This window comes from Streptomyces sp. cf386 (assembly GCF_900103585.1).
Classification (GTDB): Bacteria; Actinomycetota; Actinomycetes; order Streptomycetales; family Streptomycetaceae; genus Streptomyces.
Map to the genome: position 1 here is coordinate 48,070 of NZ_FNHV01000017.1, position 17,391 is coordinate 65,460.

Genomic DNA, 17,391 nt, shown 5'->3' on the forward strand with positions numbered 1-17,391 from the left:
CCTTGGTGTCCTTCGTAAGGTCGCTACATGACCGTTTTGGAAGAGGCACCGGGTGAGCCGATCGACGCCCGCGGGCGGACCGCCGAGCTGCACGAGATCCGTGCGCAGGCGCTGGCCGGCCCGAGCGAGAAGGCGACCGCGGCGCAGCACGCCAAGGGCAAGCTGACCGCCCGGGAGCGGATCGAGCTGCTCGTGGACCCGGGTTCCTTCCGGGAGGTCGAGCAGCTGCGCCGGCACCGGGCGGTCGGGTTCGGCCTGGAGGCCAAGAAGCCGTACACCGACGGTGTCATCACCGGCTGGGGCACGGTGGAGGGCCGCACGGTCTTCGTTTACGCGCACGACTTCCGGATCTTCGGCGGCGCGCTGGGCGAGGCCCACGCCACGAAGATCCACAAGATCATGGACATGGCCATCGCGGCGGGTGCGCCGCTGGTCTCCCTGAACGACGGCGCGGGCGCCCGTATCCAGGAGGGCGTCTCGGCCCTCGCCGGCTACGGCGGCATCTTCCAGCGCAACACCAAGGCGAGCGGGGTGATCCCGCAGATCAGCGTGATGCTGGGCCCGTGCGCGGGTGGCGCGGCCTACTCGCCCGCCCTGACGGACTTCGTCTTCATGGTCCGCGAGACCTCGCAGATGTTCATCACCGGCCCGGACGTGGTCAAGGCGGTGACGGGCGAGGAGATCACCCAGAACGGCCTGGGCGGCGCCGACGTGCACGCCGAGACCTCCGGCGTCTGCCACTTCGCGTACGACGACGAGGAGACGTGCATCGCCGAGGTGCGCTACCTGCTCTCGATGCTGCCCCAGAACAACCGTGAGAACCCGCCCCGGGTGGAGTCCACGGACGCGCCGGACCGCCGCAGCGAGGTGCTGCTGGACCTGGTCCCGGCCGACGGCAACCGGCCGTACGACATGGCCAAGGTCATCGAGGAGATCGTCGACGACGGCGAGTACCTGGAGGTCCACGAGCGCTGGGCGCGGAACATCATCTGCGCGCTGGCCCGCGTGGACGGCCAGGTGGTGGGCATCGTGGCCAACCAGCCGCAGTCCCTCGCGGGCGTCCTGGACATCGAGGCGTCGGAAAAAGCTGCGCGCTTTGTTCAGATGTGTGACGCTTTCAATATCCCGATCGTCACCTTCCTGGACGTCCCCGGGTTCCTCCCGGGCGTCGACCAGGAGCACGGCGGAATCATCCGGCACGGAGCGAAGCTCCTCTACGCCTACTGCAACGCGACGGTTCCCCGGATCTCCCTGATCCTGCGCAAGGCCTACGGAGGTGCCTACATCGTCATGGACAGCCAGTCCATCGGCGCCGACCTCACCTACGCCTGGCCGACGAACGAGATCGCCGTGATGGGCGCGGAGGGTGCGGCCAACGTCATCTTCCGCCGTCAGATCGCCGAGGCCGAGGACCCCGAGGCCATGCGGGCCCGCATGGTCAAGGAGTACAAGTCCGAACTCATGCACCCGTACTACGCGGCCGAGCGTGGCCTCGTCGACGACGTGATCGACCCCGCGGAGACCCGCGAGGTGCTCGTGAAGTCCCTGGCGATGCTGCACACCAAGCACGCCGACCTGCCGTCCCGCAAGCACGGCAACCCCCCGCAGTAACCCAGCGGATCCTTCGCGGTACCCCCGCGGAAACCTCTCTCACGGAGACTGTGACCTATGAACTCCCCTGACATTCGCGTCGAGAAGGGCCACGCCGAGCCCGAGGAAGTCGCGGCCATCACGGCGATCCTGCTCGCGCGTGCCGCCGCCCAGCCGACCGACGCCGCCCCGGCTCACCGGGGTCGCGCGAAGGCCGGCTGGCGCCGCCTGGAGCGCGAGCCGGGGTTCCGGGCGCCGCACAGCTGGCGCTGAAGGCCGTACGACGCGCAAGGGCCCGCCTCCCAGGGGGAGGCGGGCCCTTCGCTTGTCTCAGTTGGTCCTCAGCCGGCTACGGCGTCTAGGCCGTGGTCCACTTCTCCGGCCCACAGGTCTGGTGGGTGCCCTCGACGATGCACAGGCGGACGGCGAGGTACGTCCCCTCCGCCATGTTGTCCGTGATGTTCGGAGTGCAGTAGCCGGCGCTGTGTCCCCGCGTCGAAGCCATGACCTTCCAGGTCGAGGAGCCGTTGAACTTCCGGCTGACCTCCATGCCCTTGCCGTCGGCGTAGTTGTCGCAGGCCTGGAAGGAATCGCCCGACGCACTGCCGACGGGGTCGGCCCTGAAGTATCCCGACCCGCGCAGGTCACCGTCGCGGATGAGATTCATGTACACGTCGTCTCCAAGCCAGTCCGACCTCCACTCGTCGGCTGCGAAGGCCGGGCTGTTGGTGGCCAGCACCAGACCGAACGAAGCGAAGACGGACAACATCGCGGCCGCCGGTGCGCACGTTCTTCTCACGTGATCCCCTCCTGGGCGAGCACCCTGCCCCCCGGCCGTGGCCCCAACGCTCGTGCCATGAACGGCCGCTGACGAGCCGTAACCATATAAGTGAATGATCTTCTTGGCTAGAGATCGAGGGGCCGCTGAAGACCGGGCAAGACGAGGGGCCCCTCCCGATGGGAGGGGCCCCTCGTGCTGGGGTTCACTCAGCGAAGCCGTGCCATCAGCGCGTGCTCGACCAGCGTGATCAGCGCCGACTTGGCGTCCGCGCGGTGGCGGGCGTCGGTCGTGATGATCGGGGTGTCGGGACCGATCTGCAGGGCCTCGCGCACCTCGTCCGGGTTGTACGGCTGGTTGCCGTCGAAGCCGTTGAGGGCGATCACGAAGGGGAGACCCGAGTTCTCGAAGTAGTCGACCGCGGGGAAGCAGTCGGCGAGGCGGCGGGTGTCCACCAGGACGATCGCGCCGATGGCGCCGCGGACCAGGTCGTCCCACATGAACCAGAAGCGGTCCTGGCCGGGGGTGCCGAACAGGTACAGGATCAGGTCCTGGTCCAGGGTGATACGGCCGAAGTCCATCGCCACCGTGGTGGTGGTCTTGTCCCCGGTGTGGGTGAGGTCGTCGATGCCCGCCGAAGCGGATGTCATCACGGCCTCTGTGCGCAGCGGGTTGATCTCCGAGACGGCGCCGACGAACGTGGTCTTGCCCACGCCGAAGCCGCCCGCCACCACGATCTTCGCGGACGTGGTGGAGCGGGAAGGACCGCCGCTAGAGCTTGCGAAGTCCACTGAGCACCCTTTCGAGCAGTGTCACGTCTGGCTGGCCGCCGGCGTTCTCGTCGCCGCCGGGCTGATGGATGGCGACCAGTCCCGCCTCCGCCAAGTCGGCGACGAGGATCCTGGCCACGCCGAGAGGGATCGTGAGGAGAGCGGAGATCTCCGCCACCGACTTGATCTCCCGGCAGAGGTTGCAGATCCGCTGATGCTCGGGCAGTTGGCCCTGCATCTGGTGCGGCTGCGCGGTGGTGTGCACCAGCGCCTCGATGGCGAGCTGGTAGCGCGGGCGCGTCCGGCCGCCGGTCATGGCGTACGGGCGCACCAGGGGGTTGTTCGACGCCCCGGCGGGCGCCGGCTCAGGGGTGCGTCGCTGCGGCTGCACCGGCTGGATGCGCGGCGCCGGCGGCTGGTCGTACGGCGAGGGCCCGGGGCCCTGCGGTGCGTACGGCTGACGCTGGCTCGGCTGGGAGGGGAAGTTGTACCGGTTCCGGGAACCGTCGCCGTGCCCCTGGGCAGGGCCGTACGACCAATTGCCCGATGACGAACCGTCTGGGGGTGTTGCCACTTTCTCTCCTCCTCCGACTGTGCCTGGCACCCATCATGTGGAGCCGCGTCCCGAAACCTTACGGCCACGGGACGCCAAAACGCACCGACTGTCTGTTAGTTGAGCAGGCTGCCTTGGAGCTCCGCACGCAGATCCGGCGTGAGGACGGTACCGGCACGGTCGACCAGAAGCGCCATCTCGTACCCGATGAGGCCGATGTCCGCCTCGGGATGTGCGAGAACTGCGAGTGAGGAACCGTCGGAGACGGACATGATGAAGAGGAATCCCCGCTCCATCTCCACAACCGTCTGGTTCACGCTGCCGCCCTCGAAGATGCGGGAGGCGCCTGCCGTCAGAGACGTCAGACCGGAGGCGACGGCCGCGAGCTGGTCGGCGCGGTCGCGCGGGAAGCCTTCGGACATCGCCAGAAGGAGTCCGTCGGCGGAGACCACCACCGTGTGCGACACCCCGGGGGTGTTGTCCACGAAGTTGGTGATCAACCAGTTCAGGTTCTGTGCCGCCTGGCTCATCGGGCTCACACTAACGCTCCTGGTTGTAGGTGCTGTCAGGACCGAAGCCCTGGCCGTTCGTTTCGCTGCTTGCGCTGCGTCCCCGCTGGACACCGCGGCGCAGGTTGCTCAGCCTGCCCCGGACGTCCTCGGGAGCGCGGGAGATCTGTGGACCTCCCTGGGGGGTGGTCTCGGCGGCTCCCTCGACCAGGTTGGCCTTGGGTACCCGCCTCGGCAGACCGGAGGAGGTGACCCCGCCTGCCTTGGGCTTCCGGAGCTGCGAGGCCTGCTGCCAGCGCTCGTCGTTGGCCGAGCGCCAGCTGTCGCCGTTGCTCTCCGGGGTGGGGGCCGGCGCTTCCTGCCGTGCGGGCCGTGCGCCGTTGGTGCCGCTCGCGGCAGCACCGCGGCGCGGAAGCCCGGCGTCGGTCAGCGCGTGGGGGGCGGTGGGGGCCGGTCCCGGACGGTCGAAGCCTACGCGGTCGCGCTCGTTCGCGTCATCGGCCTGCGCCGATTCCGTTTCCGGAGCGTACTGGTCCGGGTAGCCGTTGCGGTAGCCGTTCGACTGCGGCCAGTCGTCCTGGTGACGCCGCTGCTCGAAGGCCGTGAAGGTCTCCGGGGCGGACGGGCTCGCGGCTGCGGGCTCCTCGCGCACCGGCTCCGGATACGAGGGCTCGGGGTAGCCGCCGCCCGACGAGAAGGTGTCGTTCCGCGGCTGGCCGCCGTTCGGCGCGAAGTACGGGTCGTCGTACGACCGCTGGGGCTCGTCGTATGCGGCCCGCTGCGGCTCCTCGTACGTCGCCTGCTGCTCCTCGTACGACGTCTGCGACTGCTCCTCGTACGGCGCCTGGCGGTCGTAGCCGCCGGGCTGCTCGGGGAAGCCGCCTCGATCGTCGTAGCCGGGCTGACCGCTGAACTCGTCGTACCCGGGCCCCTCAAGGGCCTCCTGGCCGTGCGTCTGGGCCTCGAGGGCCGCACGGCGCCCCTCGCGCATCAGGGAGCGGCCGACCGGGTCCAGGTCGCGCAGGTCGTCCGGGACCTCGGTGTAGCGGCTGTCGTCGAAGCCCAGCTCGGCCGCCGTACGCATCGGCTGCTGGTTGAAGTTCTCACCCTGGAAGTGCTGCTCCGGGATGATCTGCGAGACGGTGAACTCGTCGACCGGCGCCTGCTGCTCGCCGCCGCCACCGTGGGTGATGGCGTCCGGCAGCATGACCAGCGAGGTGGTGCCGGCCTGCTCGCCGGAGGGGCGGAGCTGGACGCGGATGCCGTGCCGGTCGGACAGCCGGCCGACCACGAAGAGGCCCATGCGCTGGGATATCGCGGCGTCGACGGTCGGCGGGTTGGCCAGCTTGTGGTTGATGTCCGCGAAGTCCTCGGCGGTGAGGCCGATGCCCTTGTCGTGGATCTCGATCATGATCCGACCGTCGGGGAGACGGGTGGCGGTCACGCGAACCTTGGTCTGCGGGGAGGAGAACGTCGTGGCGTTCTCCAGCAGCTCGGCGAGCAGGTGCACGAGGTCGGTCACGGCGCGGCCGTGGATCTCGGCCTCCGGGACGCCGGAGAGCTCGATGCGCTCGTACTGCTCCACCTCGGAGGAGGCGGCGCGCAGGACGTCGACCAGCGGGACCGGCTGGTCCCAGCGGCGGCCGGGCTCCTCGCCGGCGAGGACGAGGAGGTTCTCGCCGTTGCGGCGCATACGGGTCGCGAGGTGGTCCAGGCGGAAGAGGTTCTCCAGCTGGTCCGGGTCGGCCTCGTTGTTCTCCAGGTCGGTGATCAGGGTCAGCTGGCCCTCGATCAGCGACTGGTTGCGGCGCGACAGGTTGGTGAAGATCGCGTTGATGTTGCCCCGCAGCAGGGCCTGCTCGGCGGCCAGTCGGACGGCCTCGCGGTGGACCTGGTCGAAGGCGCGGGCGACCTCGCCGATCTCGTCCCGGGTGTTGATCGGGATGGGCGCGACCCGGGTGTCCACACGGCCGGGGTCGGTGCGCGAGAGCTGGTCGACCAGCATCGGCAGACGCTGCTCGGCGATGCCGAAGGCGGCGTTGCGCAGCTGGCGCATCGAGCGGGACATCTGGCGGGCGACCATGCCGGCCAGGATGAACGCGGCGAGCAGGGCGACCACGACGGCGGCACCGGTGATGAGCGCGTCGCGCTTGGCGTCGTCGGCGATGCCGGCGGCCTCGTTCACCGCGGTGTCGGCCAGGTCGGACTCGATCTGGCGGTAGGCGTTGAACTTGAGGGTGTTCACCGCCCACCAGTTCTCGGCGGTGACGCCCCCCTGGGCGATCTTGGCGCGCTCACCGGCGTCCGTGGACGGCATGGAGGCGATGGCCTTGACCATGTCCTCGGTCTTGGCCGGCGGCCGCACGTAGTCCGGGTTCTTGGCCTCGGCCTCCTTGGCCATGGCCGCGCCCTCGGCCAGGATCTCCTTCTTGGCGTCCTCGAGCTTCTGCGCGTCGGCCTCGGTACCACCGCCGATGTACTCCTCGACGGCGATGCCCTCGAGATAGGCGTACGACGTCAGGGCGACCCGCTGGCTGGCGAAGCTGGTCGCCGACGGGCCGGGCTTGACCAGCAGGTGCATGCCGATGGAGCGCTGCAGCGACAGGGCCGCCTTGGTCAGCTCGATCGCGTAGACCGTACGGCCGTAGGAGGTGATGTTTCCGGTGCCCAGACCGAGCTCGTTGGCGAACTCCGTCAGGGGGTGTGCGACCTCGACGTAGCCCTCTTCGGTCTGCACACCGGTCAGCTTGTTGCCGTAGGCCTGCGCGCGCAGGTCCGTGAGACCCGGCTCGACGTCGCGGAACAGCCTCAGGCGGCGCTCCAGACCGGCCTTCTGCGGCATGTTCTGCGCGGCGGCGTCGAACTCGTCCGCCGCCTTGTCGGTGTTGTTACGGGCCGCGGTGACCGTCTTGTCGTCCTCGCCCTTGCCCTGGAGGAGGGGGGCGGCCGTGGTGTCACGCTCGTTGTAGAGGGCGTCGGCGTAGTTCAGGGAGGCCCGCACCAGACGCGCGGTGTTCTCCGCGTCCTCGGCCTCCTGCCAGGTGTCGATCGAGCTCTTCACCTGGAAGCCGCCCATGACGAGGCCGACCAGCACGGGTATGAGCAGGATCGCGTTCAGCCGGGTCGGCACGCGCCAGTTGCGCGGCGAGAGACGGCCGCCGCTGGACGCCGGCGCGGCCGCTGGTTCGGATCCGGGCACAGGGACAGGCGCCGCTCCGCGCGGCGGCGGGGTGAAGTTGCCCCGGGCCGACGGCTCGGGACTGTTCTTGCTTCGCCTCACTCGACCAACAACCTTCCGGCGGGGTCGGCACCTACGTATGTGCCGTTGTGTCTCAGAGCCCAGTACGCCAGGTAGTACGCAGTACTGCTGAGTACGTCTTTGACTATTGGGCAGTTCTCGCATTCCAGCACGTCGGCCTGCGCTCTTCCAAACAGTGGAAGAGGAGGATTCCGAGTGATGTAAGCCCTAGATAAAACGGTCATAAAGAGCGAGCCCCGTCAAATGACGGGGCGTTCGTACGCGCAGCGACACCGCTTGACCGCGACGAGTGGCCGTACCACCCGATTCCTCTGCCGAAACGTTATGAACAAGGGAGCCGACCGTGTCAAAGGCCACAGTCGGCTCCGGCACATCTACGACAACTGCCGTACGGCGCTTCCTACTTGATCTACCGCAGCCGTGCCATCAGCGCGTGCTCCACCAGCGTGATCAGCGCACTCTTGGCATCGGCCCGGTGTCGGGCGTCCGTGGTGATGATCGGCGCGTCCGGGCCGATCTGCAGCGCCTCGCGCACCTCGTCGGGCGTGTAGGGCTGGTGCCCGTCGAAGCCGTTGAGGGCGATGACGAACGGGAGCCCGCTGTTCTCGAAGTAGTCGACCGCGGGGAAGCAGTCGGCGAGGCGGCGGGTGTCCACCAGGACCACGGCGCCGATGGCACCGCGCACCAGGTCGTCCCACATGAACCAGAAACGGTCCTGGCCCGGCGTACCGAAGAGGTACAGGATCAGATCCTGGTCCAGGGTGATACGACCGAAGTCCATCGCCACCGTGGTGGTGGTCTTGTCCCCGGTGTGCGTGAGGTCGTCGATGCCCGCGCTCGCGGACGTCATCACGGCCTCGGTGCGCAGCGGGTTGATCTCCGAGACCGCGCCGACGAACGTGGTCTTGCCCACGCCGAAGCCACCCGCCACCACGATCTTCGCGGAGGTGGTCGCCCGGCCTGGTTCAGAGCTTGCGAAGTCCACTGAGCACCCTTTCGAGCAGCGTCACGTCCGGAGCGCCACCGTTGTTCTCATCGCCGCCCGGCTGGTGGATGGCCACCAGGCCGGCCTCGGCGAGGTCCGCGACAAGGATCCTGGCCACGCCCAGCGGCATGGACAGCAGCGCGGAGACCTCGGCCACCGACTTCACCTCACGGCACAGGTGGCAGATGCGCTGGTGCTCCGGGAGGAGCCCCATGAGCGCTGCCGGGTCGGCCGTCGTGCTGATCAGCGCCTCGATGGCGAGCTGGTAGCGCGGCCGGGTCCGGCCGCCGGTCATCGCGTACGGACGTACCAGCGGCTGGTCGCCCTCATCCTCGTACGGCTCCGCGTACGGATCATGAGAGGCGGTGGGCGGGGTCATGAATCCTCCGGGCGGGGACAGCAACTCGGTCAGTCAAGCCGTCTGGGTGGGGGCCAGTGCGGGGATTGTGGCGGCCGGACGGTGATTTGGTGAGACGGGTGGATCCGGGGCTGATCAGTGGAGCAGACTGCCTTGGAGCTCGGCGCGCAGGTCGGGCGTGAGCACGGCGCCCGCGCGGTCGACCAGCAGCGCCATCTCATAGCCGACGAGGCCGATGTCGCATTCGGGGTGCGCCAGGACGGCGAGGGACGAGCCGTCCGAGACGGACATGAGGAAGAGGAATCCCCGCTCCATCTCGACGACGGTCTGTGCCACGCTGCCGCCGTCGAAGATCCGGGACGCCCCTGCCGTCAGCGAGGTCAGGCCCGACGCGACGGCCGCCAGCTGGTCGGCACGGTCGCGCGGGAAGCCCTCGGACATCGCCAACAGGAGACCGTCGGCGGACACGACGACGGTGTGGGACACCCCGGGGGTGTTGTCCACGAAGTTGGTGATCAACCAGTTGAGGTTCTGTGCCGCTTGGCTCATCTGGCTCAACTAACGCTCCTGCTGGTGAGTGGGGCTCGGGAAGCTGCCCGTCTGGCCGGTGCCGGCCTGACGACCTTGCGCGATACCCCGACGGAGATTGGTCAGGCGGCCACGTACGTCGTCAGGCGCACGCGAGACCGCCGGACCGCTTTGGTGCTGTTGCTGCTGAGCCGTACCCGGGACGAGGTTCGCCCTGGGCACCCGGCGCGGCAGGCCGGAGGTGGTGACACCGCCCGCGGCCGGCTGCCGGACACGCTCTGCCTGCCGAACGAGGTCGTCGTTCGGCGAGCTGCGCCATGCGGCGTTCGACGCGGGGGGCTGAGAGGGAGCCGCGGGAGCCTGCGGCTGCTGCGGCGCGGAGGCCGGAGCAGAGCCGTTGGCGCCGGGCTGGCGTCCCTGGCCCTGCTGACCCTGCTGGCTGCCGTGGAACCAGTTGGTCTCCAGCGTGTCGTACAGCGGGGTACGACCGTCGCCGGGACCCGTCGCGGGCGGCAGCGCCTCCGGCTCCTGGCGGGCGGGCCGCTGCTGCGGACGCGCCGGGGCCGGGGGCTGCGGGGCACCGTAGCCGGAGTTGCCGCCGTACGTGCCGTTGACCTGGGGCCGCTCGAACTGCCCGGTGGACTCGGGGCTCTGGCGGCCGGGCAGGGCGTGCTGGCCCGTCGAGCTGCCGTCGTACGCCTGCGGTACGGCGAACTGGCCGGTCTGCGAGGAGGTGTTCTGCCCGCCCGGGGCGCCGAAGACGTCGGTGCGGACGAACTGACCCGTGTCCTGCGGTGCGGCCGTACCGGGGCGAGGGAACTCCGGGACCGAGCCCGGGCCGTGGCGGCCGTCGGGGCGCGGGATGGCCGGCATCTCCGAAGTCGCGGCAGGGCCCTGACGGTCGTCGATCCGCGGCATCCGGGATGTCTGTGCGGGGTCCTCGTCGTGCCCACGCGGGGTGTCGAGGGAAGCGCGCGGCACCGGCGGCTGGGCGTTCTCGTCGCTCCAGCTGGGCGTGCGCTGCTGGTTGCCGCCCGGCAGCTCGGCCCGCGCACCACCGCGCGGCGGCAGCTGCGGCCGACGGCCACGACGGCCCTTCTCGGCACCGGCGGGCGGGGGAGCGGACGGCGACGACGCGGGGCCCTGGGGCCGGGACTGGTCCCGACCGGAGCCGCCACGCGAGCCGCCGAAGGGGTCCTGACCCGAACCGAACGGGTCCTGGCCCGAACCGAAGGCGTCCTGACCCGTGCCGAACAGATCCTGACCGGTGCCCGCCGCCTGGAGCCCCTGCGGAGCACCCGGAGCCTGGCCACCGAACCCGGCGCCCGCACCGGCCGGCGGCCGGCCCTGCGAGGGCGCGCCCGGACCCTGAGGTCCGCGCGGGGCACCCGGTCCACCGGGCAGCCCGCCACCGTCCCGACCGGGCAGCGCGGCCCGCGGTCCCTGACCGGCGCCGAGCCGGCCACCGCCGGACGCACCAGCACCGAGCGCACCACCCGGCGCACCCGCGCCGAGGGAGCCGCCACCGGCCTGGGCCTGACGACGGGCGGCAGCAGCACCGGCGGCGGCCTGCGCCGCGGCCGGACCACCGGAGGCACCCGGGCCGCCCTGGCCGGGCTTGCCCGGAGCGGGCTTCTTGCCGCCCTGGGCGACATCGACGGGGAGCATGACCAGCGCGGTCGTACCACCGGAGTCGGAGGGGCGCAGCTGGATGCGGATGCCGTGCCGCTGCGACAGACGACCGACCACGAAGAGGCCCATGCGTCGGGAGACGGAGACGTCCACGGTGGGCGGCGAGGCGAGCCGCTCGTTGATCGCGGCGAGGTCCTCGGGGGAGAGGCCGATGCCGGTGTCGTGGATCTCGATCAGCACACGGCCGTCGGGCAGCGCGTGACCGGTGACCTTGACCTTGGTCTGCGGGGAGGAGAACGAGGTGGCGTTCTCCAGCAGCTCGGCGAGCAGGTGCACGAGGTCGTTGACGACCCGGCCGGCCACTTCGGTGGTCGGCACGGAGGCCAGCTCGATGCGCTCGTACTGCTCCACCTCGGACGCGGCGGCACGGAGCACGTCGACCAGCGGGACCGGGCGGGTCCAGCGGCGGCCGGGCTCTTCACCCGCGAGGACGAGGAGGTTCTCACCGTTACGGCGCATGCGCGTCGCGAGGTGGTCGAGCTTGAAGAGGGAGGACAGCTGGTCCGGGTCGGCCTCGCGGGACTCCAGTTCGGAGATCAGCGAGAGCTGGCGCTGGATCAGACCCTGGGAGCGGCGCGAGAGGTTGGTGAACATCGCGTTGACGTTGCCCCGCAGGAGGGCCTGCTCGGCGGCGAGGCGGACCGCCTCGCGGTGCACGTCGTCGAAGGCCGCGGCCACCTGGCCGATCTCGTCCCGGGAGTGCACACCGACCGACTCGACGGAGGTGTCGACGTCCTGCGGGTCCGACTCGGAGAGCTGCTTGACCAGCTCGGGCAGGCGGTCCTGGGCGACCTTGGTGGCGGTCTCCTCCAGGCGGCGCAGCGAGCGGATCATGGACCGGGCCACGACGAAGGCGCCGACCAGCGAGACACCGAGCACGAGCAGGATCAGCGCACCGGAGATGATCGCCTCGCGCTCCGACTCGTTGCGCAGCTCGCGGGCCTTCTGCTCCATGTCCTCCAGCAGCGTCGTCTCGATGGCGCGCATCTGCTGGATCTTGGTGGTGCTGTCGTCCACCCAGTCCCGGTACGACCGCTTGTCCAGCGACTGCAGGCCGTTCGCGGAGGTCAGGGCCCGGTTGGCGTAGGTGTCGCTGGCCTTGATCGTCGGGTTGTTCTCGCCGATCGGCTTCAGCAGCTCCTCGGCGCCCTCCGCGCCGTAGATGCTCTTGAAGCTGCGGAGCTCGGAGGTCTGGCTCTCCAGCGCCGAGTCGGCGTAGAGCCGGTCGTTCTCCGACAGGTCGCCGTCGGAGGTGCTGTTCGCCGGGAGCGCCGCTGCGAGGACCGCGCGCTGGATGGAGGCGTACTCCTTGGCCGAGGAGAACGCGGCCAGGGCACGGGTGCTCTGGATCATCTCCGGGTTGCTGGTCGCCTCGGCCATGTCCTGCGAGAGGTCGAGCAGGTGGGTGATCACCCGGTGATAGGCCTCCACGGTCTGCGTGGAGTTGCGCTCGGCCTTGTAGGCCACGTTGCGGATCTCGGAGAGCGTGCCCAGTTCCCGGACGAGCTGGACGATGTTGTCGCGGACGCCCCTGAGGTTGCCGTCCTTGCTGCTGTTGTCGATCTCCTCGGACGCCTCGATGAAGCTGTCCCTGGCCCGGTCTGACTTGTCCCGGTAGCCCTTGACCGTGTAGTCGGTCGCCTTGGCGCCGTGCGCGAGCGGACCGGCGGACTGGTCGCGCTCCTCCTGGAGCGCGGCGGCGAGCTCGGTGGCCCGCTTGGTCATGTCCGTCAGCAGCTTCATGTTCTCGAGCTGCTGGATGTCGTCCATGTTGTCGCTGATGCGCAGCGCGCCCAGCGAGGTGGCCGCGACCACGGGGAGCGTCAGCAGCGCCACCAGGCGGGTGGAGATACGCCAGTTGCGCAGGGCTATTCGCGCGCCGGGGCCCGTGGAGCCCTTCGGCGGCTTCTTCGCCGGTGGTGCGGGGGGAGTCGCCGCCCCCGAGGACGCCGACACGGCCGGGCGCCCGGGGCGGTCACCGCCGTCGACCGACGGTGCCGGGCCCGGGTTCTGGGCGTGCTGGGTCGAGGGACCTCGGTCGGTCCCGCCGTGCTCCGGCTCCGCCGAAGCGCTGCCATCCCTCTTGAAACGTCCCTGCACTAGCGTCGCAACCTCTGGACCAGGCGCCCCTCCGCGTGAGCGGACGGACACGGTGTCGGCGTATTGGGGAGCGTCCTGAACACGCTCCCTGATGGTCGTGAGTGACCGGCGCTGGCTCCCCCTTCTCGCCGCCACATGGCGCTCGATGCGCCCCCTGTGCGCCGGCTCGATCCTGCGGCGGTCCGTGGAATTCCAGCACAGTGCAGGATCTCCAACAAGGCCCGTAGGTCGAGCCGTGACATACGTGACGCCACGTGAGGGCGAGATTACCTGCCGTAGAAACTTATCCCACCCATATCGGACGTATGCTCTCGATCCTCTTGCGCGCGGGAGGTGTCCTAGTCGACATGATCAGGAGCGGAATGAGGGCTTCAGGGGGTCAATGTCCGTTTCGTTGGGGTGGATTGCGGGTCTGAATTGCCCGGTTTATCCGTCGACCCGTGAGCAAACTCACATGCAGATCCGGGGGTCCCCATGACTTCCCCGGGGAATCGCATGTTTTAGCCTGACGCTTTACATGGGGGATGTTTCTGCCAACCCGCGCCCGGACGCAGGCCGCCCTGAGCCAGGCCCCGGCGCTCCGTCACGACAGGACTCAGTAGAACCGTGAAGACGACGACGATGTTCCGCACGATAGCCAACCCGCGGCGCACGACGCTGGCGCACCTCGACGACGCCGACGAACTGCAGACCCCGCAGCTGCCGGAGCGCTCCGTCGATCTTCCCACGCAGACCGCGAACCCCAGGCGCACCATCCTCGTGGAGATCCCCGCCACCGCCGCCGCCCAGTAGTACGCGGGCGTACGGCCGATTGTTCAATCCCGTACGACGGCCAGGGCGCCCGCGGCAGTACGACGGCCGGGGCGCCCGCAGTAATGCGCGAGGCGCGCACCCCTCCCCGCGTTAGCCTGGAGCGTCAGACTCCAGCCGGCACAGTAGAGGGGCGCCAGGATCCCGTGCGCATCGCCAGATTCTCCATCGACGGGAACGTCGCCTTCGGCGCGGTCGAGGGCGACAAGCCGGACGAGCTCGTCCTCGACATCATCAAGGGCATCCCGTTCGCGGACTTCGAGCTCTCCGGTACAAAGGTCCCGCTGAGCAAGGTCAGGCTGCTGCCGCCGGTGCTCCCGAACAAGGTCGTGGCCTTCGGCCGCAACTACGCCGAGCACGCCCGCGAACTCGGCAACGAGGTGCCCGACGCCCCGTTCGCCTTCTTCAAGCCGTCCACCGCGGTGATCGGCCCCGGCGACGAGATCCAGTACCCGTCCTTCACCGAGGACCTCCACCACGAGGCCGAACTGGCCGTCGTCATCGGCCGTATGTGCCGCGAGGTCCCGCGCGAGCGCGTCAAGGACGTGATCTTCGGCTTCACCTGCGCCAACGACATCACCGCCCGTGACGTCCAGAAGCGCGAGAAGCAGTGGGCCCGGGCCAAGGGCTTCGACACCTCCTGCCCGCTGGGCCCCTGGGTGGAGACCGACCTGGACGTCCGGACCGCGTCCGACCTGACGATCCAGCTCACGGTCAACGGCGAACAGCGTCAGCTCGGCCGCACCAGCGAGATGATCCACTCCATCGAGGACCTGATCGTCAACATCTCCGAGGCCATGACGCTGCTCCCCGGCGACGTGATCCTCACGGGCACCCCGGCAGGCGTCGGGCCGCTCACCGTCGGCGACGAGGTCGCCGTCACCATCGAAGGCATCGGCACTCTCACCAACAAGGTTGTCAAGCGTGGCTAGCGCACCCGGCTCCCCCGTTCGCGTCCGTTTCTGTCCCTCGCCCACCGGTAACCCCCATGTGGGCCTGGTCCGCACCGCCCTGTTCAACTGGGCGTTCGCCCGGCACCACCAGGGCACCCTGGTCTTCCGCATCGAGGACACCGACGCGGCCCGCGACTCCGAGGAGTCGTACAACCAGCTGCTCGACGCGATGCGCTGGCTGGGCTTCGACTGGGACGAGGGCCCCGAGATCGGCGGCCCGCACGCGCCGTACCGCCAGTCGCAGCGCATGGACCTCTACAAGGACGTCGCGGCCAAGCTCCTGGAAGGCGGTTACGCCTACCGCTGCTACTGCTCCCAGGACGAGCTGGACACCCGCCGCGAGGCCGCCCGCGCCGCCGGCAAGCCGTCCGGCTACGACGGCCACTGCCGCGAGCTGACCGAGGCGCAGGTCGAGGAGTACAAGGCCCAGGGCCGCGAGCCCATCGTCCGCTTCCGGATGCCCGACGAGACGATCACCTTCACGGACCTGGTCCGCGGCGAGCTGACGTTCACGCCGGAGAACGTGCCCGACTACGGCATCGTCCGCGCGAACGGCGCCCCGCTGTACACCCTCGTCAACCCGGTCGACGACGCCCTGATGGAGATCACCCACGTCCTGCGCGGCGAGGACCTGCTCTCCTCGACGCCCCGTCAGATCGCCCTGTACAAGGCGCTGATGGAGCTGGGCATCGCCAAGCAGATCCCCGCCTTCGGGCACCTGCCGTACGTGATGGGCGAGGGCAACAAGAAGCTCTCCAAGCGCGACCCGCAGTCGTCGCTGAACCTCTACCGCGAGCGCGGCTTCGTGCCGGAGGGCCTGCTCAACTACCTCTCCCTCCTCGGTTGGTCGCTCTCCGCCGACCAGGACATCTTCACGACGGACGAGATGGTCGCGGCCTTCGACATCGCGGACGTGCAGCCCAACCCGGCCCGCTTCGACCTGAAGAAGTGCGAGTCGATCAACGGCGACCACATCCGCCTGCTCGAGGTGAAGGACTTCACCGAGCGCTGCGCCCCCTGGCTGACGGCCCCGTTCGCCCCCTGGGCGCCGGAGGACTTCGACGAGGCCAAGTGGCACGCGATCGCCCCGCACGCCCAGACGCGGCTGAAGGTCCTCTCCGAGATCACGGACAACGTCGACTTCCTCTTCCTCACCGAGCCGGTCTTCGACGAGCCGTCCTGGACCAAGGCCATGAAGGAGGGCTCGGACGCCCTCCTGCGCACCGCCCGCGAGAAGCTGGACGCGGCCGACTGGACCTCCCCGGACTCCCTGAAGGAGGCCGTCCTGGCCGCCGGCGAGGCCCACGGCCTCAAGCTCGGCAAGGCCCAGGCCCCGGTCCGCGTAGCCGTCACCGGCCGCACGGTCGGCCTGCCGCTCTTCGAGTCCCTGGAGGTCCTGGGCAAGGAGAAGACCCTGGCCCGGATCGACGCGGCACTGGCGAAGCTGGCCGCATAGCGCGTTCGCATGGGGGCGGCGTCCGGTTCGGGCGCCGCCCTTCGTATGTCCAGGGCGACGCCCAACTGACGGACAGACTCCCACCGTCCGGGTTACCGTCGGATCATGAGCATTCGCGCCGTGGTCTGGGACGTGGACGACACCCTCTTCGACTACACCGGCGCCGACCGCGCCGGAATGCGCCTGCATCTGGAGGCCGAGGGGCTGCTGGCCGCGTACGACAGCGTGGAGCAGGCCATCGCGGGCTGGCGGGAGATCACCGACGCGCAGTGGGCACGGTTCTCGGCGGGCGAGGTGTCCTTCGAGGGGCAGCGCCGGGACCGCGTACGGGTGTTCCTGGGCGAGGAGCTGAGCGACGCCGAGGCCGACGGCTGGTTCCGGCGGTACATCGCGCACTACGAGACCGTCTGGGCCCTCTTCCCGGACGTCCTGCCGGTCCTGGACACCCTGGCCACCAGCCACCGGCACGCGGTGCTGTCCAACTCCAGCATCCATGTCCAGGACCACAAGCTGCGTGTCCTCGGCGTGCACGACCGCTTCGAGGCGATCCTGTGCGCGGCCGAGCTGGGCGTCTCCAAGCCGGAGGCCGGTGCCTTCCACGCCGCCTGCGCCGCTCTGGAGCTCGCCCCGCACGAGGTCGCGTATGTCGGCGATCACCCGGAGATCGACGGACGCGGTGCCGCGGAGGCCGGGCTGCTGTCGGTGTGGATCGACCGTGAGGGCGTGTACACCAGCGCTGATGCCCCCGGCGTACCGCACCGGATCGCCTCCCTCGCCGAACTCCCCGCGCTCCTCGGCGCGGATACCCGTTTTGGAGCCCCGTCCACCTTCAGGTAATGTTCTTCCTGCGCCGCCGGGGAGCGGGCCGAAAGGCCGGAAACCCGGAGGAGCAAACTAGAACAAGATCCCCTCAGGGGCTTGCGTTCCAGTGGCCTATGGTGTAATTGGCAGCACGACTGATTCTGGTTCAGTTAGTCTTGGTTCGAGTCCAGGTAGGCCAGCTCGCAGAGCTCATCTGCAAAGCCCCCGTTGTGTAGCGGCCTAGCACGC

At 69.6% G+C, this 17,391-nt stretch carries 15 protein-coding genes and 1 tRNA gene; 7 read left to right on the forward strand and 9 right to left on the reverse strand.

The annotated features are described in order from the left end of the window. The first annotated feature begins 27 nt into the window (after positions 1–27). Both BLU79_RS35095 and BLU79_RS35100 read left to right on the forward strand, forming a co-directional pair. A complete protein-coding gene (locus BLU79_RS35095) occupies positions 28–1,611 on the forward strand; it encodes an acyl-CoA carboxylase subunit beta (RefSeq protein WP_093910042.1) in 1,584 nt (527 codons plus the stop codon). A 57-nt stretch (positions 1,612–1,668) separates the two neighbouring features. Then, positions 1,669–1,863 carry an acyl-CoA carboxylase subunit epsilon gene (locus BLU79_RS35100; RefSeq protein WP_093910043.1) on the forward strand — a complete coding sequence of 65 codons (195 nt, stop codon included), beginning with the start codon at positions 1,669–1,671 and terminating at the stop codon, positions 1,861–1,863. 85 nt (positions 1,864–1,948) lie between these two features. Here BLU79_RS35100 and BLU79_RS35105 read toward each other — a convergent pair whose 3' ends face one another. The 9 genes from BLU79_RS35105 to BLU79_RS35145 all read right to left on the reverse strand — a co-directional run bounded on the left by BLU79_RS35105 (position 1,949) and on the right by BLU79_RS35145 (position 13,122). Then, positions 1,949–2,389 (reverse strand): hypothetical protein, encoded by a 441-nt coding sequence (locus tag BLU79_RS35105; RefSeq protein WP_143052545.1) that lies wholly within the window; start codon positions 2,387–2,389, stop codon positions 1,949–1,951. Positions 2,390–2,577: 188 nt separating this feature from the next. Continuing rightward, positions 2,578–3,159 carry a GTP-binding protein gene (locus tag BLU79_RS35110; protein ID WP_026248371.1) on the reverse strand — a complete coding sequence of 194 codons (582 nt, stop codon included), beginning with the start codon at positions 3,157–3,159 and terminating at the stop codon, positions 2,578–2,580. Further along, positions 3,140–3,712 (reverse strand): DUF742 domain-containing protein, encoded by a 573-nt coding sequence (locus BLU79_RS35115; protein WP_093910045.1) that lies wholly within the window; start codon positions 3,710–3,712, stop codon positions 3,140–3,142. The genes BLU79_RS35110 and BLU79_RS35115 overlap by 20 nt, the downstream gene beginning before the upstream one ends. A gap of 95 nt (positions 3,713–3,807) precedes the next feature. After that, entirely contained in the window at positions 3,808–4,221 is a 414-nt protein-coding gene (locus BLU79_RS35120) for a roadblock/LC7 domain-containing protein (protein WP_005479603.1), read from the reverse strand. Positions 4,222–4,231: 10 nt separating this feature from the next. After that, complete coding sequence (locus BLU79_RS35125; protein WP_177001302.1) at positions 4,232–7,480, reverse strand: nitrate- and nitrite sensing domain-containing protein; 3,249 nt, start codon at positions 7,478–7,480, stop codon at positions 4,232–4,234. Positions 7,481–7,868: 388 nt separating this feature from the next. After that, entirely contained in the window at positions 7,869–8,444 is a 576-nt protein-coding gene (locus tag BLU79_RS35130) for a GTP-binding protein (protein ID WP_030051303.1), read from the reverse strand. After that, complete coding sequence (locus BLU79_RS35135) at positions 8,425–8,823, reverse strand: DUF742 domain-containing protein (protein WP_003997626.1); 399 nt, start codon at positions 8,821–8,823, stop codon at positions 8,425–8,427. Before BLU79_RS35135 ends, BLU79_RS35130 begins: the two co-directional genes overlap by 20 nt. A gap of 114 nt (positions 8,824–8,937) precedes the next feature. Continuing rightward, positions 8,938–9,351, reverse strand: a complete 414-nt coding sequence (locus BLU79_RS35140) for a roadblock/LC7 domain-containing protein (RefSeq protein WP_093910158.1) — start codon at positions 9,349–9,351, stop codon at positions 8,938–8,940. 9 nt (positions 9,352–9,360) lie between these two features. Next, positions 9,361–13,122, reverse strand: a complete 3,762-nt coding sequence (locus BLU79_RS35145) for a sensor histidine kinase (protein ID WP_093910047.1) — start codon at positions 13,120–13,122, stop codon at positions 9,361–9,363. Between the two features lie 606 nt (positions 13,123–13,728). Here BLU79_RS35145 and BLU79_RS35150 point away from each other — a divergent pair. From BLU79_RS35150 to BLU79_RS35170, 5 genes are all read left to right on the forward strand, one after another. Then, positions 13,729–13,914: a hypothetical protein gene (locus BLU79_RS35150; protein WP_093910048.1), complete on the forward strand. Its 186-nt coding sequence runs from the start codon at positions 13,729–13,731 to the stop codon at positions 13,912–13,914. 164 nt (positions 13,915–14,078) lie between these two features. Then, complete coding sequence (locus BLU79_RS35155) at positions 14,079–14,864, forward strand: fumarylacetoacetate hydrolase family protein (protein ID WP_093910049.1); 786 nt, start codon at positions 14,079–14,081, stop codon at positions 14,862–14,864. Next, positions 14,857–16,341 (forward strand): glutamate--tRNA ligase, encoded by a 1,485-nt coding sequence (gene gltX, locus BLU79_RS35160; protein WP_093910050.1) that lies wholly within the window; start codon positions 14,857–14,859, stop codon positions 16,339–16,341. The genes BLU79_RS35155 and gltX overlap by 8 nt, the downstream gene beginning before the upstream one ends. 105 nt (positions 16,342–16,446) lie before the next feature. Beyond that, positions 16,447–17,178 (forward strand): HAD family hydrolase, encoded by a 732-nt coding sequence (locus BLU79_RS35165; RefSeq protein ID WP_093910051.1) that lies wholly within the window; start codon positions 16,447–16,449, stop codon positions 17,176–17,178. A 92-nt stretch (positions 17,179–17,270) separates the two neighbouring features. Beyond that, positions 17,271–17,342: transfer RNA gene (locus BLU79_RS35170), tRNA-Gln, on the forward strand. The last annotated feature ends 49 nt before the right edge of the window (positions 17,343–17,391 follow it).